Source organism: Paenibacillus aurantius (assembly GCF_032268605.1).
In the GTDB taxonomy this organism is placed as follows: Bacteria; Bacillota; Bacilli; order Paenibacillales; family NBRC-103111; genus Paenibacillus_AO; species Paenibacillus_AO aurantius.
This window is the reverse complement of record NZ_CP130318.1, coordinates 5,668,976-5,692,148: the sequence shown is the minus strand read 5'-3', so window position 1 is coordinate 5,692,148 and position 23,173 is coordinate 5,668,976. Positions and strand designations below refer to the sequence as shown.

The 23,173-nt window shown below is 58.4% G+C and carries 21 protein-coding genes; 15 read left to right on the top strand and 6 right to left on the bottom strand.

Translation table 11 applies throughout. The features are described from left to right. Positions 1 to 92 precede the first annotated feature (92 nt). Positions 93 to 1,028, bottom strand: coding sequence for a DNA-3-methyladenine glycosylase family protein (locus tag MJA45_RS25670; protein ID WP_315604741.1), 936 nt, complete (start codon positions 1,026 to 1,028; stop codon positions 93 to 95). Continuing rightward, positions 988 to 1,551, bottom strand: coding sequence for a methylated-DNA--[protein]-cysteine S-methyltransferase (locus MJA45_RS25665; protein WP_315604740.1), 564 nt, complete (start codon positions 1,549 to 1,551; stop codon positions 988 to 990). The genes MJA45_RS25670 and MJA45_RS25665 overlap by 41 nt, the downstream gene beginning before the upstream one ends. Before the next feature lie 251 nt (positions 1,552 to 1,802). On the opposite strand from MJA45_RS25665, the gene MJA45_RS25660 reads away from it, so the two are divergent. The 3 genes from MJA45_RS25660 (at position 1,803) to MJA45_RS25650 (ending at position 4,668) form a co-directional block, all read left to right on the top strand. Further along, positions 1,803 to 2,984 carry an MFS transporter gene (locus tag MJA45_RS25660; protein WP_315604739.1) on the top strand — a complete coding sequence of 394 codons (1,182 nt, stop codon included), beginning with the start codon at positions 1,803 to 1,805 and terminating at the stop codon, positions 2,982 to 2,984. A gap of 92 nt (positions 2,985 to 3,076) precedes the next feature. Continuing rightward, on the top strand, positions 3,077 to 4,123 hold the full coding sequence (locus tag MJA45_RS25655) for a phosphotransferase enzyme family protein (RefSeq protein WP_315604738.1): 1,047 nt from the start codon (positions 3,077 to 3,079) through the stop codon (positions 4,121 to 4,123). Next, on the top strand, positions 4,120 to 4,668 hold the full coding sequence (locus tag MJA45_RS25650; protein WP_315604737.1) for an NADPH-dependent FMN reductase: 549 nt from the start codon (positions 4,120 to 4,122) through the stop codon (positions 4,666 to 4,668). Before MJA45_RS25655 ends, MJA45_RS25650 begins: the two co-directional genes overlap by 4 nt. 671 nt (positions 4,669 to 5,339) lie before the next feature. Here the strand turns inward: MJA45_RS25650 and MJA45_RS25645 are convergent. After that, positions 5,340 to 5,732 (bottom strand): hypothetical protein, encoded by a 393-nt coding sequence (locus tag MJA45_RS25645; RefSeq protein ID WP_315604736.1) that lies wholly within the window; start codon positions 5,730 to 5,732, stop codon positions 5,340 to 5,342. A 206-nt stretch (positions 5,733 to 5,938) separates the two neighbouring features. Here MJA45_RS25645 and MJA45_RS25640 point away from each other — a divergent pair, with 206 nt between their 5' ends. The 4 genes from MJA45_RS25640 to MJA45_RS25625 all read left to right on the top strand — a co-directional run bounded on the left by MJA45_RS25640 (position 5,939) and on the right by MJA45_RS25625 (position 10,058). After that, positions 5,939 to 6,463 (top strand): histidine phosphatase family protein, encoded by a 525-nt coding sequence (locus tag MJA45_RS25640; RefSeq protein ID WP_315604735.1) that lies wholly within the window; start codon positions 5,939 to 5,941, stop codon positions 6,461 to 6,463. Between the two features lie 326 nt (positions 6,464 to 6,789). Continuing rightward, positions 6,790 to 8,124: a serine--tRNA ligase gene (serS, locus tag MJA45_RS25635; RefSeq protein WP_315604734.1), complete on the top strand. Its 1,335-nt coding sequence runs from the start codon at positions 6,790 to 6,792 to the stop codon at positions 8,122 to 8,124. A 283-nt stretch (positions 8,125 to 8,407) separates the two neighbouring features. Continuing rightward, entirely contained in the window at positions 8,408 to 9,622 is a 1,215-nt protein-coding gene (locus MJA45_RS25630; protein WP_315604733.1) for an MFS transporter, read from the top strand. Between the two features lie 13 nt (positions 9,623 to 9,635). Further along, positions 9,636 to 10,058, top strand: a complete 423-nt coding sequence (locus MJA45_RS25625; protein ID WP_315604732.1) for a universal stress protein — start codon at positions 9,636 to 9,638, stop codon at positions 10,056 to 10,058. A gap of 263 nt (positions 10,059 to 10,321) precedes the next feature. Here MJA45_RS25625 and MJA45_RS25620 read toward each other — a convergent pair whose 3' ends face one another. Continuing rightward, entirely contained in the window at positions 10,322 to 11,077 is a 756-nt protein-coding gene (locus MJA45_RS25620) for a glycosyltransferase family 2 protein (protein WP_315604731.1), read from the bottom strand. Positions 11,078 to 11,159: 82 nt separating this feature from the next. After that, entirely contained in the window at positions 11,160 to 12,029 is an 870-nt protein-coding gene (locus MJA45_RS25615; protein WP_315604730.1) for an aldose epimerase family protein, read from the bottom strand. A 104-nt stretch (positions 12,030 to 12,133) separates the two neighbouring features. Between MJA45_RS25615 and MJA45_RS25610 the strand changes: the two genes are divergently transcribed. The 5 genes from MJA45_RS25610 (at position 12,134) to MJA45_RS25590 (ending at position 17,947) form a co-directional block, all read left to right on the top strand. Further along, positions 12,134 to 12,811: a DUF2238 domain-containing protein gene (locus MJA45_RS25610; RefSeq protein ID WP_315604729.1), complete on the top strand. Its 678-nt coding sequence runs from the start codon at positions 12,134 to 12,136 to the stop codon at positions 12,809 to 12,811. Between the two features lie 439 nt (positions 12,812 to 13,250). Next, positions 13,251 to 15,233: an LTA synthase family protein gene (locus tag MJA45_RS25605; protein WP_315604728.1), complete on the top strand. Its 1,983-nt coding sequence runs from the start codon at positions 13,251 to 13,253 to the stop codon at positions 15,231 to 15,233. A gap of 177 nt (positions 15,234 to 15,410) precedes the next feature. After that, entirely contained in the window at positions 15,411 to 15,938 is a 528-nt protein-coding gene (locus MJA45_RS25600) for a DinB family protein (protein ID WP_315604727.1), read from the top strand. Positions 15,939 to 16,164: 226 nt separating this feature from the next. Next, positions 16,165 to 16,962 carry a putative glycoside hydrolase gene (locus tag MJA45_RS25595; protein ID WP_315604726.1) on the top strand — a complete coding sequence of 266 codons (798 nt, stop codon included), beginning with the start codon at positions 16,165 to 16,167 and terminating at the stop codon, positions 16,960 to 16,962. A gap of 40 nt (positions 16,963 to 17,002) precedes the next feature. After that, positions 17,003 to 17,947, top strand: coding sequence for an NAD-dependent epimerase/dehydratase family protein (locus MJA45_RS25590; RefSeq protein WP_315604725.1), 945 nt, complete (start codon positions 17,003 to 17,005; stop codon positions 17,945 to 17,947). Positions 17,948 to 18,033: 86 nt separating this feature from the next. On the opposite strand, the gene MJA45_RS25585 is transcribed toward MJA45_RS25590, so the two are convergent. Next, positions 18,034 to 18,876, bottom strand: coding sequence for a glycoside hydrolase family 191 protein (locus MJA45_RS25585; RefSeq protein ID WP_315604724.1), 843 nt, complete (start codon positions 18,874 to 18,876; stop codon positions 18,034 to 18,036). 308 nt (positions 18,877 to 19,184) lie between these two features. Here MJA45_RS25585 and MJA45_RS25580 point away from each other — a divergent pair, with 308 nt between their 5' ends. The 3 genes from MJA45_RS25580 to MJA45_RS25570 are packed head-to-tail and all read left to right on the top strand — an operon-like array spanning position 19,185 to position 23,172. After that, positions 19,185 to 20,417: a GAF domain-containing protein gene (locus tag MJA45_RS25580; protein ID WP_315604723.1), complete on the top strand. Its 1,233-nt coding sequence runs from the start codon at positions 19,185 to 19,187 to the stop codon at positions 20,415 to 20,417. Then, positions 20,405 to 21,334 (top strand): tetratricopeptide repeat protein, encoded by a 930-nt coding sequence (locus tag MJA45_RS25575; RefSeq protein WP_315604722.1) that lies wholly within the window; start codon positions 20,405 to 20,407, stop codon positions 21,332 to 21,334. Before MJA45_RS25580 ends, MJA45_RS25575 begins: the two co-directional genes overlap by 13 nt. Continuing rightward, the gene (locus MJA45_RS25570; RefSeq protein WP_315604721.1) at positions 21,331 to 23,172 is read left to right on the top strand and encodes a DUF2194 domain-containing protein; all 1,842 of its coding nucleotides are present in this window, start codon (positions 21,331 to 21,333) and stop codon (positions 23,170 to 23,172) included. The genes MJA45_RS25575 and MJA45_RS25570 overlap by 4 nt, the downstream gene beginning before the upstream one ends. Position 23,173: the final 1 nt, after the last annotated feature.

Here is a 23,173-nt window from a genome sequence, read left to right as displayed (position 1 = left end):
ACAATGGGATGAATGAACATCATCAACCTGAAAAAAACCATCCTTAACGTCAGTTAGTGACGTCCGGGATGGTTTTTTGCTTTCAGGCGGGCTTAGGTCAGGCTTCTCCACAAGTAGAAGACCGCATAGGCCTCCCAGCCGCTCCACGGGGAGAAGATCCGGCGGATTTCCTCCTCCGTCGGCTTGCGGTCCAGGCCCAGCTGCTGCTTGAGGGCGTTGTGAAGCCCGGCGTCCCCGATGGGGAAGGCGGCGGGATGGCGGAAGCAGCGCATCATGGCGTAGTGCGCGGTCCAGGCGCCGATGCCGCGGATGGCCAGCAGGCGTCGCTCCGCTTCCGCGAAGCCTAGGGCGAGCAGGCCTTCCTTGGACAGCTCCCCGTCTGCCATCAGCCGGGCGATTCCCAGCAAATACTCGGCCTTCCGTCCGGTAAACTGGAGCGCCTTCAGCGCTTCGGCGGGAACATCCGCGAGCTCCTCCGGCTGCGGAAAAAGCCAGTGCCGCCTGCCGCCGGCCTCCAGGCTGCGGCCGAAGCTTTCCACGAGCCGCCGCTTGAGCATGTACGCGAACGGCAGGTTAATCTGCTGGCCGGTTACCGCCCAGCAGAGCGCCTCGAACAGGTCCGGCGCTCCGATGATCCGCAGGCCCCGGTAGCGGCGGGTCAGCGGCCCGAGAAGCCCGTCGTTCTCCGCCATCCGGTAGAAGGGCCGAAGGTCGGTATCTCCGTCGAGCCACTCCCGGATGTAGGAGACCGCCTGGGATAACGGCCAGGACGGACGGGGAGCCCCTTCGCCGAAGGTCAGCTCCAGGGCTCCTTGCCCTTGCTCCTGCAGCCGCACCAGCCCGGGTTCTCCCTGGAATTCCAGCAGCTTGTAGACGGTCCGCCCCTCCACCTGATGAAGGCACTCGGCCGGAGAGCGGGTCAAATAGTGGAGCGTTTCGTCCCAGCTGAACTCCTCCGGCATGGAAACCGAAAGAGATTTTCCTTCCTCAGAAGGAATAACGGGCATGTCCGGTCCGTTTGTAGTCATGTACTCCCTCCAATCCGAGCAGCAGCTCTTTGGCCTGAAGACCGCCCCGGAAGCCTGTGAGGGAGCCGCTTTTGCCGATCACCCGGTGACAGGGGACGAGGAGTGGCACGGGGTTCGCCCCGTTGGCGGTGCCGACGGCCCGGACCGCCGCGGGACGGCCCACCGCCGCGGCAATGTCCGAGTAGCTGCGGGTTTCCCCGTAAGGAATTTGCCGCAGGGCTTCCCAAACGGCCAGCTGGAACGGAGTGCCGCGAAGGTCAAGCGGAACTGGCAGCTCCCTCCGGCTGCCTTCGAGATATTCCTCGATGGGGAGGAGGCGGCTGCGAAGCTCTTCCGGAGCTTCCTCCAGCCGGGCTCCGGGCATTTTGCCAGTAACCCAGTCTTGAAGGGCTTCGAACGTTTCGTCCGGCCAGGTAATCCGGCAGATCCCCTTCTCGGTAGCGGCCACGTACAGGGGGCGCTTCCCGAACAAGCGGGGAGAGAAAGCCGACCAGTAGATGGGGATGGCGGTGGGTTGTGTCATGGTAAAATCCTCCTTATGGCAGCGGCTGGCTTCAGCCGTTTTGGAAATGGATGAAGGTCTTTTTAGGAGCAGAGGGCCCTGGTCTTCATTATAGACGGGTGAGGGGGCGGAGATAAGGAAACCGGAACAGGAGAGCAAGATTTCGACAGAGTGAGCATCGGCAGTCCGGCCATTCCGTTGGCTTCCCCGTCAAAGCGGGGGTATAATGAGACGAAAGTAAACCGGCCAATCTCTGGATGGAGGGTAAAAAGATGGAACGTTTATGGACCAAGCCTTTTGTACTTATGACCAGCGGCATGCTGTTTCTGTTTACCGGGTTTTATCTGCTTGTCCCGACTCTGCCGATTTACATCAAGCAGCTTGGCGGGAATGAATCCCAGGTGGGCCTCTTGATCGGGCTGTTCACCTTGACGGCGGTTGTCTTTCGTCCCGTGGTGGGCGGCCTGCTGGACCGGTACGGGCGGCGTCCTTTTATTCTGTGGGGGCTCGTTGGCTTTGCCGTTTCGATGCTTCTGTACGAGTGGGCCGCAGGGCTCTTCTTTCTGGCCGCCCTGCGCGTCCTGCATGGGTTCAGCTGGGCCCTGTCGACCACGGCCGTCGGCACGGCGATTACCGATATCATTCCGCCTGCCCGCCGCGGGGAAGGGATGGGGTGGTACGGGCTTGCCATGACGGTCGCGATGGCGATAGGGCCGCTGCTCGGCATCTGGCTCATCGGGGAGCATTCGTTCCGCGTGCTTTTCTACTTCGCCGTGGTCCTGTCCGCGATCGCCCTGGCGCTGGCGTACGCCACCCGGATTCCGTTCGAACGCCGGGCGGAGCGCGGAAAAATGCAGCTGTTCGAGCCATCCGTTCTCTCTGTATCCGTCGCCGTCTTCTTCCTGGCTATCGCGTACGGCGGAATCACGACCTTCCTTCCGCTTTTCGCCGAATCCATCCGGGTCAATGCCGGAACGTTCTTCCTCGTCTACGCCATCGCGCTGACACTGATCCGGCCGGTGGCCGGAAAGCTGTCGGACCGCCTCGGGGAAGCGTTCATCCTGCTGCCCTCCCTGCTCGTGACGGCGGGGGCCCTGCTCGTGCTGGCCTTCTCGACGGGTCTTACGGGAGTCGTCGTTTCGGCCGTGCTGTACGGCATCGGCTTCGGCTCGGCCCAGCCGGCTCTGCAGGCCGCGACCTTGCGCCTCGCGCCGCCGGACCGCAAAGGCGTGGCCAACGCTTCCTTTTTCACGGCGTTCGATTTGGGCATCGGCTTGGGAGCGATCGGCCTTGGCTGGATTTCACAGCGGACGGGGTACCCGGAGCTTTTTGCGGTTGCCGCAGGCTCAGTTGTGGTGTCCCTGCTCGTGTTCTTCTTCCAGGTAAGACGGCTGCTTCACCGGCCCGAAAGGGAACCGGTGGTTCGGATCGCAGGCAAGGACCGGCAGGCTTGAACCGGCAGGCTGCAGGAAGGCGGCGGGTCTCTTGGGGCGGATTTGGATAGTTGGGTAAAAACGTAAGTAGACGAGAAGGAGAGAAGATGCGAATGGAACAATCGGTGGAGAGGCTGTTCGGAGAAGCCGTCTTGGAGGAAGCGGCGTCACGGTTCGGCCTGAAGGCGGGCGGTCTGAAGAAGCTGGGGGATTTTGAAAACTACGTGTACGAAGGGGAAGTGGAAGGTGAAGCAGAGGGGGAGCCGCGTATTCTCCGGCTGACTCACAGCTCCCACCGCTCGGAGGAGGAGCTTCTGGCGGAGCTGGATTGGATCCGTCACTTGGTGGAGGCAGGGCTTAGTATTCCAAAGTATTACTCCTCGCTGGAGGGGAGACGGACGGAACGGGTGACGGTCGGGGACAGTTATTTCACGGCATGTGTCTTTGCCAAAGCCCAAGGGCATGCGGCGGACCCGGCTAACACGGCCGATTGGAACGAAGAGATGTACGCCGCGTGGGGGATGCTGACCGGCCGGATGCATGCGGCTACCCGGAGCTATGTGGTTCCGGAGGGATTGACGCCGAGGCCTTCGTGGGCGGAAGACGAGCTCCTGCAGGAGCCGGAAAAACTGGTGCTGCCCAGAGACGAGTACGTTCTGCAGCGGCTGGAGGAAATCGTGACTCATCTGAAGGGGCTGCCCCGGGGCCCGGAGGCGTACGGCCTCATTCACACGGACATCCATTCGGGCAATTTTTTGGTGGAGGACGGCCGGCTGACCGTCTTCGATTTTGATGACTCCGCCTACAATTGGTTCGCCCATGATCTGGCCATCCCGCTTTATTATGCCGTATCGGCGGGCAAGCTGCCCGAAATGTACAAGGGAGACCGGGGGGCTTATGCGGAGGACTTTTTCCGGTCGTTCTGGGCGGGCTACCGAAGTGCTTACGACTTGCCGGCCGAGTGGCTGCGGGAAATCCCTTATTTCCTGAAGCTCCGGGATGTGACCCTGTACCTGGTCCTTAACAAAAAAATCGATCCGGCCGACCGGACGCCCGGGATCGTCAGGTGGCTGGAGGAGATCAAGGACCGGATCCGGCGGGACGTTCCCGCGGTGGAGCTCGATTACAAGGCCATGGCGGCAGGGGAGGCGGGACGATGACAACTCCCCGGATCCACGTGCTGGCCTTGTCCGGCAGTCTGCGCGCAGCCTCCGCCAACACCCGGCTGCTGAAGATCGCCGCGGAGCTCGCTCCGGCGGGAATGAGCGTGGAGCTCTACGAGGGGCTCGGCGACCTGCCGCACTTCAATCCGGACCTCGACGGGGATGATCCCCCGGCGGCGGTCCGGCGGTTCCGGGAACGGCTGCAGGCGGCCGACGGGGTGCTCGTCTGTACCCCGGAATATGCGAACGGCGTTCCCGGCATGCTGAAGAATGCGATGGACTGGGTCGTTTCGTCCGGCGAGTTCTACGAGAAGCCGACCTGCACCATCAGCGCTTCGCCTTTGGCTATCGGGGCCCGGACGGCGCATGACTCGCTGCTTCTGACGCTCGGCATGATGACGGCGAAGCGGGTGGACGGCGGGAGCCTGACGATCCCGCTCGTGAACAAGAAGCTTAGCGCCGAAGGCGGGCTGACGGATGACGCGACGGAAGCCGAGCTGCGTCGGCTGCTGGAGGCGTTGGCAGCGGCTTGTGGCTCGTGAGCGAGAAGCTGCGGGCGGAGGGCGGGTTGGCGGAGGCGGGGACAGGAGCGGAGCTGCATTGGCTGCAGGCGGGCGGCCTTGTCGGCGGCCTGCGGCTCGTGAGTTAGTGTTTCAAAGGCTTCGCCGATCCGATTTGATCCGGCAGCCAGCTCCCCCTTGCCCGCCTTGCTTACCGAGAAGCGGTATCTCTGCTGGCTGCTGCTTCTGAATGCCGCCGACAAGGGATCAGCAGTTACCTTGCTTCCGGTTACCCGTGCTATGCGAATAGCGGAACGGAAGTTCCTTATTCCGCCAAATGGGAGGAAGCCAGAGAAAATAGAGGAACACAGAGGCTCTATTTCGGCGGAAATGACCCGAAACGGCCTCTTTTTGCTGATTGGCCGTCTAAATAGAGGATTTTCGTTCCGCTAAGTTCGGCTTCTGCCGGGAAAAGGGGCCATTAGCGAACCGTAGTTCCTCTATCGTTGTCTTCCCGCAGAGGAATGGCGCGGAAGACCGGCGTGAGGACCCAGCCTAAGCTTCCTCACTCCTCTTGCGTCTCACTTTCTCCACAGCAGCCCGCCCAAGCCTGGCATACGTCTCGACCCGCCCAAGCCTCTCGCGTCCCGCCTTCCTCCATGGCGGCAGGGCCCTGCCCGGCAGCCTGCCGCTGATTATTTTCTCGAGCGCCGTCAGATCGGGCTAGACGGCGTCCCACCGGCCCGGCGTCTCGATCGGCAGCTCCTGGATGTTTTGCGGAGGAGGACGAGTCCGACCACGAGGCAGACCATGCCCGCCGTCAAGAAGAGGCCGGACCAGATCAGCTTCAAGGACCGGTCCAGCGCTAGGGACATCCGCACGGCTTGCTCCATTCCCTGGCCCCAAGTTGGGGCGAAAGGGTTTCTTCGCGCCTCCGCTACCTCAAGTACTCCAATCAAGGCCCAAGTGACGAAGAGCAGGTGGGCCGCTAACCATCCGTAAGCGGAACGGTGTCTTCGAACCCATAGTCCCAGTAAGGCTAAAGAGACGGAAGCTGACACAAGCCCGAGTCCCCCCTTCACCCAACCAATCATTTGTTCACTCATCAACAAGGCTGCTCCATTCTTTGATTAATGTATTACATATTTTACCATATTAAGGATTAGGGATCGAAGACATTGCCCAAAAGCTGTAAGACAATGAACTAATAACGAATCGATGTACTACAAACCCATGCTGTATTCCCGTATCCAAACACCATTATATGGTATTATTTGTTAGATTGGATTGATAGGAGTGGGAGGCGGACTTTATGATTTATGTCGTAAGGCATGGGCAGACGGATTTGAACAAAGAAGGAAGACTTCAGGGACGAAAAGGCTTGCCTTTAAATCGGCAGGGCAGGGAGCAAGCGGAAGCCTTAAAAAACGAATTAACCCATATCCGCTTTGACTACGTGTACTCCTCCCCGCAAGAACGGGCTGTTCAAACCGCCGAACTGGCAACAGGGGCGGCTGTTATCATCGACGAGAGGCTGGACGTATTTGACTTAGGGGAAGCCGATAACCGGAAAAGAAGTGAAGTGACGATGGCAGGCGTCATTCCGAACCCGAGGCTTTATAAGGGGGTGGAGGATATTCAAAATTTCATGAAGCGAGTCTTTGAGTTTATGCATCAACTCCAAGCCAAGTTTAAGGGAAGCGGCGCCACGATCATGTTATCCGGGCATAGGTGTACGACCGGTTGCATAGGTGCCTACTTCGAAGGAATCCCAGCAGACGGGAATATCTTGAAATTCTCCTCCGACAATGGAAGGTTTAAGGTCTACCCGTTCTAAAACCGACGCCCTCTCAGCGGGTAAAATCTCTCTGGGCTTGCCATTTCCGGCTGTTCCCGCTATACTACTGGAAATTGCATAGCGGAATCAGGCCAATGATGAGAATCCAACTCGGAGGCGTTTTCGTCAAGGGGATCCGACTCGGATTCGTTCCGGATCCGTCCCGGACTCCCCCTAAGTCATCCGGCACCGCCCGTTACCGCGGAACCAAAGTGGATCGGACCTCGCGTCCGGTCAAGTTGGGTGGCACCGCGAGTACAGAAGCGCTCCTCGTCCCATAAGGATGAGGGCGCTTTTTGTGTTTTTTAGAAAAGGAGCGGATGCGGATGCTGGACATCAAGTGGATCCGGGATAACCGGGAAAAGGTACAGGAGGCGGCTGACCGGAAAAATATCCGGCTGAAGGTGGAGGACCTGCTGGAGGCGGACCGGGTCAAACGCCTTCTGCAGCAGGAGACGGAAGGGCTGCGGCAGGAAAGAAACCGGCTGTCCCGGGAAATCGGCCGTCTGCTGGCGGGCCGAGTAGAAGGCCGGGCGGAAGAAGCCGAGAGCCTGGCGGAGGAGGTCAAAGGCCAGGCAGGAGATGATAAGGCGGAGGAGGCCAAGGGCCGGGTCGGCCTTATCCAGGATAAGCTGAACGTCCTGCAGCCGAAGCTGCAGGACGCCGAGCGGAGGTTCGGGCAACTGATGGCCCTGGTGCCGAACGTGGTCTCCCCCGATACCCCGGACGGGGAATCGGACGAGGACAACGTGGAGCTCCGGCGGGTCGGGGAACCGCCGGCGTTTCCCTTTGAAGAGGCGGACCATGTCACGCTCGGGGAACGGCTCGGCCTTCTGGATTTGGCCAGAGGGGTCAAGACAGGCGGAAGCCGCAGCTATTATTTGAAAGGGGCAGGCGTCCTGCTTCACCGAGCCGTCCAGCAGCTGGCGGTAGACCGGCTGGCGGCCAAAGGTTTTACCCTTCTGGAAGTGCCCGTCATGGTTCGCACGGAGGCGATGCGGAATACCGGCTATTTTCCGCTTGGGGAGGAGCAGACCTATCGGCTGGCGGAGGAAGACAAATGGCTGGCGGGCACCTCGGAGGTGCCGCTCGTCAGCTATTACGCGGACGAGGTCGTGGACCTGCGGGAGCCTATCCGGCTCGCGGCGGTGTCGGCCTGCTTCCGCCGGGAGGTAGGCTCGGCCGGCCGGGACGTTCACGGGCTTTACCGGGTCCACCAGTTTGCCAAGGTGGAGCAGGTGGTCTTGTGCGAAGCCGATCCCGCGCTGTCGGAGAGGCTCTTGCAGGAGATCACGGGCCATGCGGAGGAAATCCTGCAGCTTCTGGAGCTGCCGTACCGGGTCATGGCGGTGTGTGCGGGAGATATGGCGCAGAAAACCTACAAGCAGTACGACATCGAAACGTGGATGCCGAATCGCGGGGCGTACGGGGAAACCCACTCGGCGTCGAACCTGCACGACTTCCAGGCCCGCCGTTCGCGTATCCAGTACCGCGGGGCCGACGGCAAGCTGCACTTCTGCCACACCCTGAACAATACGGCAGTGGCAAGCCCGCGCATCCTGATTCCTCTCTTGGAGATTCATCAGCAGGAGGATGGAAGCGTGCGGATCCCGGACGCTCTGCAGCCGTATATGGGAGGACGAAAAGAGCTCCGCGCGTAAAAGCTGACGGACCGGCTCAAGGAGCTTCTTTGCAGCTGACTTAGACTTTGACTTAGATTTTGACCGTCTTCCATCAAACGTTGACGTTAACGTTAACTATTGATATACTAAAGTATAGAAAGCACAACCGGAGAGAACAGTAATAAGGAGCGCCGATGAAATCGGCGCGCTTTTTTATGTATAGAAGGGAAGCGCTGGGCACGGCGGGCTCTTGCTGCCTCGCCTATCAGCCAATCATCACATCCCGGACGTGCGACTTATACGGAAGTGGAGGATGTCATCTATGAAATCTTATTCAGCAGGGTCTGACGGGCTCCCGCGGCGGGGCGGTTTTTTTGACCAGCCGAAGGCGGTTTGGGCCGTTGCTTTTGCTTGTGTTATTTCCTTTATGGGACTGGGGCTGGTCGACCCCATCCTTCCAGCCATTGCGGAGAAGCTTCATGCCAGCAAGAGCCAGGTCTCGCTGCTTTTTACAAGCTATAACCTCGTAACCGGGATAGCGATGCTCATTACCGGGGTAGTCTCGAGCCGGATCGGCGTCAAATGGACTTTGTTGAGCGGAATTCTGCTCATCGTGCTCTTCTCGGCTCTCGGCGGTGCCGCCGGCAGCATTGAAGGAATCGTCGGGTACCGCGGCGGCTGGGGACTCGGCAACGCCTTGTTTATCGCCACCGCCTTGTCCGCCATCGTGGGCTTGTCGACCTCCGGGACCGCCCGGGCGATCATTCTGTACGAAGCGGCGCTCGGACTCGGCATCTCGGTCGGTCCGCTGCTCGGCGGGGAGCTCGGCTCGATCTCGTGGCGGGGGCCGTTCTTCGGGGTCAGCGTACTGATGGCGATTGCCTTCATCTCGATTGTCTTCCTGCTGCCCAAGACCCCCAAGCCGAAGAACCGCAGCTCGCTCGCCGATCCGTTCAAGGCCCTCGGCTATCCGGCGCTGATGACCTTGGCGATCACGGCGCTCTTGTATAACTACGGCTTCTTCACGCTGCTCGCCTACTCTCCCTATGTAATGGAGCTTAATGAGCACGGATTGGGCTACGTGTTCTTCGGCTGGGGCATGATGCTCGCCATTACGTCGGTCTTCGTGGCGCCGAGGCTGCAGCGCCGGTTCGGTTCCGTGCGGTCCATCTGCGCCATGCTCATCTTATTCGCTGTCGACCTGCTGGTGATGGCCGCCGGTACGATCCAGCATTCGCCGAAGACGGTCATCATCGCCGTCATTGCCGCGGGCATCTTCCTCGGCATCAACAATACGCTGATCACCACCGCCGTCATGCAGGCGGCGCCGGTCGAGCGTTCCGTCGCTTCCGCGGCTTACAGCTTTGTCCGGTTCGTGGGCGGAGCCATCTCCCCGTGGCTAGCGGGGAAGCTGTCGGAGTGGTACCGGGCGGAGTCGCCCTTCTATATGGGGGCGTTCATGGTGCTGATCGGCGTTGTCGTCCTGATCGCAAGAAGAAGACATCTGAGCGGAATCGACGCCGCCGATGCCCATTAAGGAGGAGATTCCTATGTACGAAAAGCTTCTTGTGCCGGTGGACGGATCCGAATCCTCCGCCCGTGCCCTTGCTCACGCCGTATCGCTGGCCCGTTCGCTTCCGGTCCCGCCCGAGCTTGTGGTTCTTCACGTGAACCCGAGCTTTGCCATGAACGAGCCGCCAATCGGCGTCAATCTGGAGGAAGCGGTGGAGGAGGAGGGACGCCGCATTCTGGAGCCGGCCGTGGCTGCCCTGAAGGATGCCGGCATCCCGTACCGCTCTCTCGCCCGGAACGGCGACCCGGCGGAGATTATCCTGCGGCTTGCCCGCGAAGAGGAATGCGGACTGATCGTCATGGGCTCCCGGGGCAACGGGCTCGTCAAGGAGCTTCTGCTTGGCAGCGTGAGCCATGCCGTCATCCAGCAGGCTCGCTGTCCGGTGATGATCGTCAAATAAGCAGCGGCTAACGCCAAAAAGGCAGACCTCGCAGGGTCTGCCTTTTTTGGTATGGAGCAAGGCCGGGCTGCCCGCACTGCGGCGAAAGGCCATCAGCGCCTTCCTAAGAGGGCCCGATGATCACTGGCGCGCAGCCGGAAGCGAGCCGGCGCTCTCTTCTTGGCCGGGCGGGCCGTTCCTGCCAAAGCGGGCCGCTCGTTCGATCGCGAGCGCGGCCCTTTCGTCACTCGATCGCAGCCCAGCCTGCTGCCCCTGGTCTCACCCTACCGGGCGTAGCCCCGCCGGCGGCCCATGTCCGTGTGCCGGCCCCTTTGGCCCTTGCGGCGGATATATGCGCCAAGCGCCTCCAGGTGGTCGCCGATGATCAAGGATTCGATGCGCTGGCGGTTCTGGTGATGGCTCTTCTTCGGGTTGGTTCGGCCCACCTCGATGAATTCGACCGCCTTCATCCTGAGGCCGGACGCGGCGGCCACGGCGTGGGCCTTCGGAGGCACGGCCAGCTTCCGGGTGCCGATCCTGCGGACAGCTTTTCGGCTGAGCGCATGCGGAATCGTCGTTAGCGAGGCTCCCTTTAAGTCAGGGCGGGAGATGAGCAGGTTAAGGGCATGCTTAACCAGCGGGATCTTGTGTACAGGCCGGCCGGAATAGCGGTTCAAGGCGACATCGACCCCGTTGTCGACAGCCCTCACGAGCTTTCTAAGCTGATAGGCCGGGATAATGATGTCCCCGTCGGTAAACAGCAAAATCCGGCCTCTTGCCTTGCGTGCGCCGATGCTGCGGCCCACATCGAGCCCGAGCGAATGCCCGTAGCTGTAGACGCGCGCACCCATTCTTCGGGCCAGCTGCTTGGACCCGTCCGTCGAGCCATTCGCAACCACGACGACCTCGGTATGCGGATGCACCTGGTAGGCCTGGTGGATGACGCGCCTCAGGGTCCGGACCTCGTTCTTGACCGGAATGATAACAGAAACCTTGGGATGCCGCGCGTTGCGGTATTTCCCGTGGAAACGGGCAGTCATTTCGCATCCCCCTTCAAAATCCGTTATAGGGTATTGTATGGGAATGCTCCGCCCGTGTACACGGCGTTTGTACCGGCGGCGGTCAGGCCGGCCCGCAGGAAATGGCCAGCTCGGTCACGAGCGTTTCCCCGGCCGGAATCATCACGAGCTCCTCTTTGAGATTCATTTCATTTGTCTTCGCCATCCAAGGCTCCACACAGACAAAAGGCTTGTCCGGCACCGACCACAGGACGATATAGCGGAATTCCCCGCCGTAGGACATCCGGATTCCGTACCCTTCCGCCGGCTGAAAGGCAATCTCCCGCTGCTTCGTCCCGAGCAGGAACACCGCCTCCTTCCGGCCGGTAAGGTCAACCGAGCCGTGGAAGGGCTTCTCCCTCCCGTCATTAAGATCGAGAACAGAGGAAGCATCCGAGGCGTAGGCCAGCTCCTTCCGGTCGGAGGCAAAGTACGGATGGAACCCGGCGTAGACCGGCAGGCTTGCTTCCGAGCGGTTTCCGTACTCCTGCCGAATGGTGAGCCCGCCGTCCTTCAGAAGGTAAGTAAACCGCAGCTCAAAATCAAAAGGATACGACTCCAGCGTCCCGGCATCGCTCGTGAGCTTCAGCGTAATCGCGGCATGTCCCTCGGTTTCCGTACCGGCAACCTCCCACGGCCGGTTCCGGGCCACTCCGTGATTGGGCATCGTAAAACTTTCCCCGTCCCATTCGTAACGCCCGTCGGGCAGCTGGCCGCAGATCGGGAACAGTACCGGAATCCCTCCCCGAATGTTCGCCTCGGGGTCTTCGTACGTTTGCCGGTCCAGATACAGCAGCTCCCGCCCCTTCGACCGAAATCCGGTTACGATGCCGCCCCGTTCCGGGCAGATCCGGACGACCGAGCGGGTGGCCTCCTCCACCAGCTCCCAGACAGGATAACAATCTACGGTTTGAACGACTTGATAACGGCCCATGGGTTTCTTCTCTCCTTTTTCCTTTAACGGTAAAAACGCATTCTTCCCCATCATCCGGTTCATACTACCCAATAAGAATAGAAAGATCAAGGAGCGAAGAGCCCATGCCGCATGAATCCACCCGGAACCCTTCTATTAACCGTTCTCCTGAAGGGGAGATCTTCCCCGGGACCGAGGTGCCCCTCCGCCGGAACGGGGTGCTCCTCGTTCTTCTTATCGGGTATGCCGCCTTCTGGGCGTGGCTTGCGATTAAACCGGTCAACCGGCAGGATTGGCTTCTCGAGAATATTCTCCTCGTGCTGTTCCTAGCCGTCATGGCCTTGACCTACCGGCGGTTCCGCTGGAGCCGGCTGTCTTACGTCCTCATCGCCCTGTTCCTCTGCCTCCATACGATAGGGGCTCATTATTCCTACCAGCAGACGCCCTTCGACCATTGGGTGAAGGCTATGTTCTCCACCCAACGCAGCTACTACGACCGGCTTGTTCACTTCTCGTTCGGCTTTCTCCTCGCCTACCCGGCGCGGGAGCTGCTCGTCCGCCTTCTCGGTCTCCGGGGCTTTGCCTCCTATGCGCTTCCGGCTGCCGTCATGATGACGGGAAGCGCCGTTTTTGAAATCATCGAAATGCTTGCCGCGTCTCTCGTCCCCTCCAAGCTCGGAGCGCTGTATCTGGGGCTTCAGGGGGATCCTTTTGACACCCAGAAGGATATGGGGCTCGGCCTGATCGGAGCCTTGCTTGCCCTGGCCATAACCGCCTTCCGCAGGCGCCGAAAATCAGAATGATACGAAGTGTAACAAATCGGCTTGTTAAGGTGTCTTTAAGAGAGAGGGGCAAGATTTACATAAGCTTCACAAAAGAAAGCAGAGAAGGACGTTTCCATACGGGAAAGAAACGAACGGAAGGGAGGCGGAAAAGGCCGGCCCAAGGCGGAGCAGACGGGAAGGGAAAAGCATTGACAGTCCTGGACTGGCGCGGTTTTTTGCGAAAAGGTGCCGATTATGGTATACTTATGGGGTGAGGCACGACCCGGCGCGGGAGTGCTTTTTGCTTTTTCAAAGGGGTTTTTTATGTCCATATACTTTTATAGAGAACGGCTTCCTCCACCATTTACCAGGGAAAATTAATGTTTTCTTAATCTTGCATCCTTACAATAAGCGAAATATGGCGGAGGAGAGATAATCGGAAAGGAGAGGTTCGCGAGCCATGCGGCCATTACACTTCATGCGCTACTTCAAGCGGCGAAAGCCATGGGACAAACGCGATTCCTGGTCCTTCGGGGCTAAATACGGATTTATGGCGGGAGCTTTGCTTCTCTTGCCCCTGCTTCTCGTATTCGGGATTGAGCTCATACAGAGAGGCTCCGTGCACGAAACCTGGAGCTGGGTTTACGCTAATCCCAAGCTTTACGAATTGAACGCGCTGCTGACTTTATTTGTTTTTGCTTTCTTCTACGGATTGATCGGTTCCCTGCTGCCTTCGGCGGCGGTGACGACTCTGTTAATGAGTATTTTTGCTCTTATCAGCTTTTTCAAAACGAAATTAATCGGGGAGCCCTTCTTCCCTTGGGATATTCTGCTTAATAAAGAGGGAGGGAACATCATCCCTCTGGTCACCGGCAAGGAAGCCCTTAAGCGGCTCGCCGTCGTGTTCGCGGTGGTGGCCGGGCTGTTCCTGCTCCGTCTTAAGCTGCCCCGCTTCCGGGTGCCGATTGCGGGACGGCTTGCCCTTGTCGCCCTGTCCCTGTTCTCCCTGTATTCCTTCGGGCTCCGTTCCCCGTGGGCGGGAAACATGATCAACCGGGCCGGGGTGAACGAGATTCCCTGGAACCAGCAGGAGAATTACGGCAACAATGGGACGGCGCTTGCCTTCACCATGAATGTGAAGAATTCGATCGTGCCGAAGCCAGACAACTATGGGGAGTCGACGATCGCCGATCTGGCCAGCCAGATTACCGGGACGAAGGCGGAGGCCAAAGCCGCCGCGGCTCCGGCTGATCCGTTCGGCGGCAAGAAGCCCAATGTTATCTTCATCATGAACGAAGCGTTCTGGGACCCGACCCTGCTGCCGGGCGTCACCTACAGCGAGGATCCGGTTCCGACGATCCACCAGCTGCAGAAGGAATCGACCTCCGGGTATCTGCTTTCCCCGCAGTTCGGGGGAGGCACAAGCAACGTGGAGTTCGAGGTGCTGACCGGCAACTCGATGAGCTTCCTTCCGGCTGGCTCGGTTCCGTACGAGCAGTATGTAAACAAGCCGACGCCAAGCCTTGCGAGCTATTTTGATTCCCAAGGGTACAAGAGCATGGGGATTCACTCGTACGACGGCTGGTTCTGGAACCGCAACAACGTATACAAGCAGCTCGGCTTTGAAACCTTCAAGAGTAAGGAGCATTTCGATAACCCTGAGTATGCCGGACCGTTCATTTCCGATGCGGAGGTATCCCGCAATATTATCAAGGAAGTGGACAGCACCGACCGCTCCATGTTCATCTACGCGGTGACGATGCAGAATCACGGCGGCTATGATGGCGACCGGTACCCGGGCGGCAACCCGATCAAAGCCCAGGGCAACTTGACGCCAGACGCCAAGCAGATTCTCGAGAACTACACCCATGGAGCCCGGGATGCGGACCAGAGCCTGAAAATGCTCATCGATCATTTCCAGCAGTCCGATGAGCCGACGGTGATCGTATTCTACGGCGACCACCTGCCGATGCTCGGCATGGACTATGACGTATACAAGCAGGGCGGCTTCATCCCGACGTCGAACACCGAGCAGTGGACCGATGAGGAGAACCGCAAAATGCACAGCGTTCCGTTCGTCGTCTGGTCGAACGTGAACCTTCCGACGAAGCAGTACCCCGCACTGAGCGACGCGTTCCTGGGAGCCAATATGCTCGATCTGATGGGCATGGAAGCCCCGGCTCCGTTTCGCTACAACCTGGAGTTCTCGAAGCAATTCCCGGGACTTCTGCGCAACCTGGTAATCGACGGGCAGGGCAACCTGCACAAGAACGTGCCGGAGACGCTGCAAGCTCAGGTGAACCAGTTCCGCGATCTGCAGTACGACAACCTGTTCGGCAAACGGTACCTGGCGAAATTCCTCGATCAGGAGTTTCTGAACAAGGAATCGCTGCCCAACTATAACGCCGAATTCGGCGGGACCCCGCCGAGCGGTCAATCGAAGGGCAAGGGAGCCAGCTGAGGTTGCGCATATGACCAAACCCCCGGATCGTCGAGATCCGGGGGTTTTTTGGGTCTCGGACGGAAGCGTGGGCGGTTGGCTTAGAGAAAGACAAGTTTAGGTAGCTGATGAGAGGTTCTTGCCTTATGATGGAAAGAGAAGGAACCAGCCACACCACAAGGAAGGGAATGGGGAACCATGCCAGCTAACCAGAGGCCCGGAGCGGGCGAATACGGAGACTATTTCGGAAAGTACGTCAAGCTTGTGCCGGATGGAGACATCACGGACATTTTGCGGGCTCAAGGCGAGGAAACGGCCCTGCTTCTGGCGGAGCTGTCCTCCGAGCAGGCGGAGTACCGGTACGAGCCGGACAAGTGGAGCTTGAAGGAGGCTATCGGCCATCTGGCCGACACCGAGCGGGTCATGAGCTTCCGCTTGCTGTGCGCGGCCCGCGGGGAGACCGCTCCCCTTCCGGGGTTCGACCAGGACCGGTTCGTCACGAATGCCTCGTTCGGGGATCAGCCTCTATTGGCGGTTGCGGAGGACTATGCCGCCGTCCGGCAGGCTACCCTGTGTCTCTTGGAGGGACTCCCCGAAGCCGCCTGGACCCGGCAGATCGAGGCAAACGGCGAGAAGGTGACGGCGAGGGCTTTTGCTTACATCATAGCGGGTCATGAAGCCCATCATCTTCAAGTCATCCAAGACCGGTATCTCGGCGGGAAATAGGCCCGCTTGGGAATCAAGCGCTCCGTGAGAGGGGCGCTTTTTTCATTGATTATCCTCTCCCTCTGTAACGTTTCAGCCGGGTATCTTAAGGCCTATATTTTTGCGGCCGAGAAATGGTGCAGAAGGCCCAAAATGGGTTAAGTACAAAGGGCGGCCTTGGAAAAGGAAGGAAATCTTCCTTGGCACGCTTACTATGACTACGCGAAAATAGCGGGGAACCAAACGCATGCGTAAGAAAAGGATTGCGATCACATGGATATTGGCGGTGCTGGCGATGATGGGCTGTAGCACACAAAAGGGGGCGTCCGACTATATCATCTACTACGGGCCGGGGGACGATCAGGCAGTAAGCCGGCTCTCCGGGTATTCCTTGGCTGTGATCGAGCCCCGGCACTTTTCGAAGGAGGGCCTGCAGGAGCTCCGCCGGGCGGGAACCGTTCTGTACGGCTACGTCTCCTTTGTGGAGCAGAACGAGAACAGCCCCGATTTCCGCAGGCTCAAGGAAGAATGGTACTACCAGGACGACGGGAAAAAGCAGAAGAACCCCGAATGGAATTCGTGGATCATGGATCTCCGGAAGAACAGCTACCGGGAGTTTCTTATGGACACCCTCCGGGAGGAAATTATCGGCAAAGGGCTGGACGGCGTCCTGATCGATACCGTGGGGGACATCGATGATTTCCCTTGGAACGAGGAGGATAAAGCGGGCATGCGTGAAGGATACTGGAAGCTTCTAGAGCAGATCCGGAACGAATTCCCCGGGCTGAAGCTGATCCAGAACTGGGGCTTCCAGACCGCCTTGACGACTTCACAGGAGTATCTGGACGGCATCATGTGGGAGAATTTCAGCTGGTCCTCTGTCAAGCGCGATGAATGGTCGCGGGTGAATTATGAGGCGATACGCCGATCGGGCCTTAGCTTGTATGTCGTATCGTCCAAGCCGGACGAAGCCCCGTCCCAGCCGACGCCGGCTTCCTTTCACCGGTTTTATAACAAGGACTCCGTCTATAACGAATTGAACTAAGCTTATTCGCTTAACCAGAAAAAGGACACAGGAGGGCTATATGAATATTTTGATTACGGGCGGAGCGGGCTTCATCGCTTCCCATCTGACCGACGCTTTGCTGGAAGAAGGCCACCGCGTAGCGGTGCTGGATAATTTCTCGACCGGCAAAAGGGAAAATGTTAACCCGAAGGCCGAAGTTTACGAGATGGACATTCTAGATGAGGGGCTTTCCCGGGTCTTTGAAAGCTTCCGGCCGGAGGTGGTTTATCATCATGCGGCTCAAATCGACGTCCAGACCTCGCTTAAGCAGCCGATGTTCGACGCGAAGGTTAATATCCTGGGCACGATCCACCTTCTGGAGCAGTGCGTAAAGCATGGGGCGCGCAAAATCATTTACGCTTCTTCCGCGGCCGCTTACGGAACGCCGGAATACCTGGGAGTGGACGAGCGCCATTCCGTCAAGCCCCTTTCGTTCTACGGAATATCCAAGCATACGCCCGAGCATTACATAGAAGCGTTCTCCCGGCTGCATGGGCTCGATTACACGATTCTCCGCTATGCCAATGTATACGGAATCCGCCAGGATCCGAAAGGGGAAGGCGGCGTGGTGTCGATCTTCCTGGACAAGCTGCTGTCCGGCGAACAGCCTCTGATTTACGGGGATGGGGAGCAAACCCGGGATTTCATCTATGTCCGGGATCTGGTAACGGCTAACCGGCAAGCTCTCACCCGTGGAAGCGGGGGGTTGTTCAACATCAGCCGCAACGAGCAGACCAGTGTGAACGAGCTGCTTCAGCTGATGGGCGGCATTCTCGGGACGCAGGCCGAGCCAAGCTACCGCGAAGCGAGGGAAGGGGACATCGTTCACAGCCGGCTCGACAATACCCGGGCGCTGGAGGCTTTGGAGTGGACCCCCCGGTACACCCTTTCGGAGGGGCTGGAGGAAACGTGCGCCTATTACCGGCTCGCTTACCGGAAGGAGCGGGAAAAGAGTCCCGTCTAGAGGGAACGGGCTGCCAATCTCATTCCCTCCGGTTAAACTGCCGGTCATGAAAAAAGGCAAGCCCGTGGGCCTGCCTTTTTTCTCTACTACCAGCGTACGTATTCTTTGGCGGCATGATAGGGAACGAGTCCCAGGGACCGGGAATAGCTGGTGCTCTTCGCTTTGGAGGTGAAGGAAACGGTGAACACGGTGATCGGGTACCGCTTCTGGAGAGCCTTCAGCGCCTGGATCTGCTCTTGGGCCCAGTCATCCTTTTGGATCGTGCCGTAATCGAAGCTTTCCCACATGAAGCCGTCCACATAGGGCGCGGTGTAATCAAGCAGGGTTCCGATTCCCCAGTTCTGGATAAGGGGGAGAGCGGGATTCTGCTTTTTGACTTCCCGGAAGAAATCGGCCATGGCCTGCTGCTGGGCGGCCATCTGGGCCGGGCGGTCATAATATTGATCGTCGATGTCTCCGACGGTATCGAAGAAGACGCCGTCGAGACCCTTATCCGTAATCTGCATCCGAATTTCGTCGATAAGCAGCTGCTGGTAATGCGAAGACGCGATATTGGTCAGGTACGAGTCCCATTCCTCGAAATAAACCCGTTCTCCGCCGCGGTGCGCAAAGTCACTTTCCCTCATTTTGGATAGAAAGGCCTTATTCCACTTGTCGACTTCCATGGAGTTGATATAGCCCATTACCTTGGTCCCGTTTTTACGGATCTGGGTGATTTGCTCCTTGGTATAGTTAAGCGGCTCGACGATGACCATCTGATAGTTCTTCATTTGGTCCAGTACGTTCCGGGTCGGGGTGCCGTAGAAAATTTTATAGGAGGTGATTCCCTCGAGAGCGGAGCGGCCGGAAGCTTGAGCCGGTGGTGCGGTGAAGCCCGATAAGGAGAAGGCGACAAGGAAAGCGAACAGGGCGACGGATAATTTCTTCATGGTGCCGAACAACATGGTATGTAGGTTCCTCCTGTTGGGTTATTTTGGTTTCCCTTTTTGGATTATACCTGGATAGCGACTTTTTGCCTACCTAATCAATCATTTATGACTAAATACCTAAAAATGTAAAAAAATACCTGAAAAATAACCAATATGACCTATGAAGAAAAAGAGGGCGAATAAACGAGTGTAAGGGCTTGCAGGAAAAAAGTCCTACTTTTTGGGTTTCGTTAACAAATCGTTGGGGTAATGACACGTTGGATGGATTTGGAATTGTGACTATTAGACTATCCAGAGGAGTGAACTTGTTGAAAGGTCAATTCAAGCCAAAGGTCATCAGCTTCGAAATGGCGATCGCTTTTATGTTGGTTGTGTTTCTGGACAAATGGTCGGGGTATACCTTTTCGGAGGGCCAGCCCAGTCCGTTGTTGATTATCACCCTTTTGTTCGGAATCCGGTACGGCTGGCGGACGGGGCTTGCGGTCTCGTTTGCTGCCTTGGCCTACGTACTGGCGGCGGCCAGCTTCCGCGGGGAAGATCTTTATTTGATGCTGTTTGATTTTGCAAGAGCGAAGCAGCTTCTGTTTCTGATGCTGATGGGCGTCGTCCCCGGAATGTTCAGCTCCGGCTACAAAGAGAAGTACGAAGAGCAGTACAGCCGGAGCGAGAAGCTCGCCGCCTCCCAAGTCGAGCTTATGCAAACCGTGGAGCTGCTGGTGGAGTCCCGTAAGGTGCTGGAGGAGAAGGTTCTGGAGTCGGAGCAGAGCATGGCCAGCATGCTGAAAATCGTTCAAACCTTGGACGAGAAGGACCCGGAGAACGTGTTTACCGGAGCGGTCAAAGTGCTGGCCTCCCTGTTCGAATTTGAAGTGTTTGGCCTGTACCATGTGGACAAAGGGGGGCAAACCTTGAGGCTCAAGACCGGAATCGGTCACGGGAAGCTTGCTCCTACCTTAATGGTCGAGAAATCCCCCTTTCTCCAAAGGTTGATGGGGAATGCAGGGGTGCAAATCCGGCAGCCGGAAGATCACGAGGCTGATCCGGTCATGGGAGGAACGCTGATGCGCCGCGGAGCCGTTACCGAGCTTCTGGTCATTCATAAGCTTCCTCTTCAAAGGTTGACGGAAGCGAACCTCCGCATGCTGGGCATGATGCTGGAGCTGATCTCAAGCTGCGTGGATAGGGCCCATGTTCATTACGGGGAGAGGATGCCTATGCTGATGTACCCTCATACCTCTATCCATACCATGAAGTCTTTCCAAGACCGCGTGGAGTTGGAGAAAAAGCGCCAGCAGGAGCTGAATCAGCCTTTTGCCCTCTGTACCTTAAGTTTACAGGACATGCCGCAAAGGCCGCTGACCGAGTGGGAAGCCCTTCTGCGCTCCGGCATGCGGCAGGTGGATATTCTGGGATACGACCGGACGGATAACCGCCTGCATTTCCTGCTCCCTTCCACGGAGGAAGGCTATGCCCAGCTGTTTCTGAAGCGGATGGAAGCTCTGCTGGACGAGCAGACAGGAGGGTTCACGTGGGTATCCTAATCTTCTATCTGCTGCACGGCCTGCTGGTGTTCGGCGTCGGCCGCCGCCTGTTGAAGTCGGCCCGGCCGGAGGAACGGGGAGTCCTGGTCTGGATGGGCGGCGTGTCGCTGTTCCTGCCCGTGCTGGCCGAGCTTCTCTTTGCCGGGGGGCGGCTTCTGACGCCGAAAACAGCCAGGGTGGTCCCATCCGTTGCGGAGGAGCCGGCCATTCTTGAGGAGGCAGCGGAAGACGGCCTTCTTCACGAGATTAAAGAAATCCGGGCGATGGCTTCGGAAGATTACCGGCTGATGCCTCTGATCGATGAGCTGGAGGGGGAGGACAACGAGCACAAGAAAGAGCTGATCATCGGCCTCCTGGATAAGAGAGTGTCCCGGAAGGGGAAATATCTTCATGCCGCGCTGGAACATGATGATCCGGAGGTGGTGCATTATGCGGCCACTACTCTTAATGTGCTTAAGGATCAGTATGCCGACCGTATTCAGGAAGCCTCCGGGCTCACCGAATCGGGAGGCCGGGAAGCCTTCAAGGAGCTGGACCGCCTCTACCGGGACTACTTGGCGAGCGGGCTTCTGAACAAGGATATGCAGAGTCTTGTCCGCAAGGACTATGTCACCTTCCTGAAGAAGGCGCGGGAACACTATCCCGAAACGGCCCTCTATTATGAGCAGCTGGGCAGCCAATACTTGGAGCTGGGACAGTTGGGCGAAGCAAGGGCGGTGTTCCTCGAAGCCTGTTCCCGGTTTCCCTCGTTCCAAGGAGGCTATGTCGGGATGCTGCGGACGGCTTATGAGGGTCTGGATTGGAAAACGGTCCGGCACTACTTGGGGCTGATCGACAAGCATATCCCCGCCGAACAGATTCCGGAGCCTTGGAGTCCCGTTATCCGGCAGCTCAAAGGAGTGTGTGGTATTCAATGATAACCTCGCTGCGCAAGTGGATATGGATTTCCGGAGGCTTTCTGCTTCTCTTTATTGCCGGTCTTCAATTCTTCCGGGTGGAGAAGCTCTACCGGCTCATCACGCCGGCAGAGGCCGGCACGCAGCCCGTTGCGGTCATGGCCGCGGCTGCTCCTCCGAAGCAAGGGGAAGAGCTGGTCGTATACATAACGGAAGGCATGAACGATAGTGAGAAGAAGCTGCAGGGCAACCTTCAATATGCCTTGGACTATGCCAAGGTTAAGCACGAGTCGATCGCTTCCCGGGACATTCCTTCTTTGTCTCCGAATCCCTACCATATTCTGGTCCTGACCGGAGAATCCGCCAAACAGTATCCGCTCGCGGAGCTGCAGGCTTATGTTAGGCAGGGAGGGCGGCTGGTGGTGGGCATGCGGTTGGACGGCACTGGCTGGGAGCCCCTTGCCGGGGTCCGGGAGAATCGGGGATTCTATCCGGAGGAAGTCTTCGGCATGAAGGTGAACCAGGCCCTGTTCCCCGGCTATCCCGACGTGGACAAGGAAGCGGGGCTGCTCTCCAACAGCATGCTGGACGTGACCCTGGAGCCTGAGGCTAAGGTGTACCTCTCGGCGGAGAGCCATCCCATGCTGTGGACGTACGACTACGGCAAAGGAAGAGTGGTTTACTGGAACGCCTCCAGCTTGGGAAGCAAGCTGCTGAGGGGTTTGCTTCTTCATTCGGTCGGTCTGGCCTCGCCTTCCTTCGTTACCGGCCAGGCCGCCGTCAAGAGCGTGCATATCGATGATTTTCCCGCTCCCGTTCCGGGAGGGAATGCGGACATCATTACCGGGCAATATGGGATGAGTGTCGCCGATTTCTACAAAAAAGTATGGTGGGCCGATATGAAGACGTATGCCGAGCGATATAACCTGATTTATACGGGCTACATGATCGGCACGTACCGAAGCGACGATTCCCTCGACGCCGGAGCCCTGATTTCCCAGGATGAAGAAGCGTATCTGTACTACGGACGCGAGCTGCTGGCCATGGGAGGAGAGCTGGGCCTGCACGGGTACAACCACCAGCCTCTGGTGAAGGAAGGGGAGGCGGTGAATCCGGAGCTCGGGTACGAGCCGTGGAACAGCGGGGCGCTTATGGAAGCGGGACTTGCCAGGATGAAGACCGCGTTTACCCATTTCTACCCGAACGCGGTGTACCGCAGCTATGTGCCCCCTTCCAATATTCTGAGCCGCACCGGCCTGCAGGCTCTCCATAGAGCTCTCCCGGAAATCAACAATATCGCAGCTGTCTATAACGGTTCCGCCGACAAAGGGGATTTCGTTCAGGAATTCGGCTTTGATGCCGACATTCCGGGGCTCTATCACATGCCTCGGATATCAAGCGGCTACCGCTTCAATCAGGAAACGCAGTTTTATCAAGCCGATGCCGTGGCCACCATGGGCGTTTTCCAGCATTTTATCCACCCTGACGACCTGCTGGATCCGAAGCGGATCGTGGGCAGCGGCTGGGAAGACATGAAGGCGGGCTTCGAAGGCATGTTCCGGCATACGAACGAAGTGTTTCCTTATCTGGAGCCGCTTCGGGCAAGCAGCATGCGGGAGAAGCTGATCGCCTACCAGAAGGCGGAGCTGAACGTCCGTTATACCGAGGACCGCATTAGCCTGACCGGGCGAAACCTCGTCTCTCCTTCCGTATTCACCGTGCGGGTAGAGGCCGGGAAGAAGCTCGCCACCGCCTCTGTGAGCGGGGTGGAGGTCAGCCCCATGAAGGAAGCGAAGGGCCTCTACCTCGTCAAACTTTCGAAGCCCCAGGCGGAGCTTACGATTATAAAGGATGAATAAC

Bases quoted from the DNA above. Each gene is read 5' to 3' on its own strand.
- MJA45_RS25645 (WP_315604736.1), bottom strand. From the start codon at position 5,732: ATGAGTGAACAAATGATTGGTTGGGTGAAGGGGGGACTCGGGCTTGTG.
- MJA45_RS25570 (WP_315604721.1), top strand. From the start codon at position 21,331: ATGATAACCTCGCTGCGCAAGTGGATATGGATTTCCGGAGGCTTTCTG.
- MJA45_RS25590 (WP_315604725.1), top strand. From the start codon at position 17,003: ATGAATATTTTGATTACGGGCGGAGCGGGCTTCATCGCTTCCCATCTG.
- MJA45_RS25610 (WP_315604729.1), top strand. From the start codon at position 12,134: ATGCCGCATGAATCCACCCGGAACCCTTCTATTAACCGTTCTCCTGAA.
- MJA45_RS25595 (WP_315604726.1), top strand. From the start codon at position 16,165: ATGCGTAAGAAAAGGATTGCGATCACATGGATATTGGCGGTGCTGGCG.
- MJA45_RS25670 (WP_315604741.1), bottom strand. From the start codon at position 1,028: ATGACTACAAACGGACCGGACATGCCCGTTATTCCTTCTGAGGAAGGA.
- MJA45_RS25585 (WP_315604724.1), bottom strand. From the start codon at position 18,876: ATGAAGAAATTATCCGTCGCCCTGTTCGCTTTCCTTGTCGCCTTCTCC.
- MJA45_RS25625 (WP_315604732.1), top strand. From the start codon at position 9,636: ATGTACGAAAAGCTTCTTGTGCCGGTGGACGGATCCGAATCCTCCGCC.
- MJA45_RS25660 (WP_315604739.1), top strand. From the start codon at position 1,803: ATGGAACGTTTATGGACCAAGCCTTTTGTACTTATGACCAGCGGCATG.
- serS (WP_315604734.1), top strand. From the start codon at position 6,790: ATGCTGGACATCAAGTGGATCCGGGATAACCGGGAAAAGGTACAGGAG.
- MJA45_RS25615 (WP_315604730.1), bottom strand. From the start codon at position 12,029: ATGGGCCGTTATCAAGTCGTTCAAACCGTAGATTGTTATCCTGTCTGG.
- MJA45_RS25640 (WP_315604735.1), top strand. From the start codon at position 5,939: ATGATTTATGTCGTAAGGCATGGGCAGACGGATTTGAACAAAGAAGGA.
- MJA45_RS25630 (WP_315604733.1), top strand. From the start codon at position 8,408: ATGAAATCTTATTCAGCAGGGTCTGACGGGCTCCCGCGGCGGGGCGGT.
- MJA45_RS25655 (WP_315604738.1), top strand. From the start codon at position 3,077: ATGGAACAATCGGTGGAGAGGCTGTTCGGAGAAGCCGTCTTGGAGGAA.
- MJA45_RS25665 (WP_315604740.1), bottom strand. From the start codon at position 1,551: ATGACACAACCCACCGCCATCCCCATCTACTGGTCGGCTTTCTCTCCC.
- MJA45_RS25650 (WP_315604737.1), top strand. From the start codon at position 4,120: ATGACAACTCCCCGGATCCACGTGCTGGCCTTGTCCGGCAGTCTGCGC.
- MJA45_RS25605 (WP_315604728.1), top strand. From the start codon at position 13,251: ATGCGCTACTTCAAGCGGCGAAAGCCATGGGACAAACGCGATTCCTGG.
- MJA45_RS25600 (WP_315604727.1), top strand. From the start codon at position 15,411: ATGCCAGCTAACCAGAGGCCCGGAGCGGGCGAATACGGAGACTATTTC.
- MJA45_RS25620 (WP_315604731.1), bottom strand. From the start codon at position 11,077: ATGACTGCCCGTTTCCACGGGAAATACCGCAACGCGCGGCATCCCAAG.